Source organism: Mesorhizobium sp. M1A.F.Ca.IN.020.06.1.1 (assembly GCF_004023265.1).
Taxonomy (GTDB): domain Bacteria; phylum Pseudomonadota; class Alphaproteobacteria; order Rhizobiales; family Rhizobiaceae; genus Mesorhizobium.
The window spans coordinates 1-947 of sequence record NZ_RZSR01001462.1 but is presented as its reverse complement, the minus strand read 5'-3'; the positions used below and the strand labels follow the sequence as shown (position 1 = coordinate 947).

Below are 947 nucleotides of genomic sequence, written 5' to 3'. Positions count from 1 at the left end.
GTCAAAGGTGGGCGTCATGAAAATACAAAAAGCTGCCTCGTCGGCGTCGAGGGTCAAGGTTCTGCTGCTGGCAATCGGCCTGGCCGGTCTGCCGAATGCGTCGTCCGCCAGCGCAGTCTCCGTCGCAAGTCCCGCCTCTCAAACGCTGCCTGCGCCGGCCGATCTCGGCGGCGTTTCGCTGGCCAGATTGCAGCCATGGCAGCCTGTTGCTGCCTACCGGGTCGGCGGTGCCGCCAGTGCCTATGCGCCTCTCGAAGTCCGCCCGGCGGCAAGTTCTGCGAGTGGAGAGGCTACCCCCGGAGTCGATCCGATCCGGATCGACCCGATCCAGGTTGACCCGATTCAGACTGGGGCGATCATTCCGGGCGTGTTCGGGTCGGTCGCCTTGTCCATGCGCAACTTCCCGGTCGCCGCGCGCTGGGCGCCTGTCTACAAGGCGATTATCGACTGCACGGCCGGAAGTGCCTGCGATCGTGAGAACGCTGCGTTTGGCGAGATCGTCGGCATTGCAGCCAACAAGGCTTTTCGCGACAAGCTGGACTTCGTCAACAGCAGCATCAACCGGCTGATCGCCTATCGCAAGGACAGCGTCGTCTACGGCAAGCTCGACTACTGGGCGAAGCCGTCGGAGATCCTCGAGCATCGCGCCGGCGATTGCGAGGATTTCGCGATCCTGAAGATGGCGGCGCTGTTGCGCGCCGGCATCCCGGCGCAGAGCATGTCGCTGGTCGTGTTGCAGGATCGCCGCCGGAAATTCTTCCACGCGGTGCTGTCGGTGAGCACCGGAAGGGGCACCTTCATCCTGGACAGCCTCAGCAACGTTGTGGCGATGGACCGCGATCTTCCCGATTATGTCCCGCTCTATTCCTTCAGCACCGACCGCGCCTGGATCCACGGCACGAAAGCCGGCGCACAGATCGCCGACATCGCCGGCGGTTTCGCGACAG

At 63.9% G+C, this 947-nt stretch carries 1 protein-coding gene; it reads left to right on the top strand.

All coding sequences use genetic code 11. The annotated features are described in order from the left end of the window. Positions 1–16: 16 nt before the first annotated feature. A partial coding sequence (locus tag EOA60_RS34870; RefSeq protein WP_128312726.1) for a transglutaminase-like cysteine peptidase occupies positions 17–947 on the top strand: 931 nt, incomplete at its 3' end.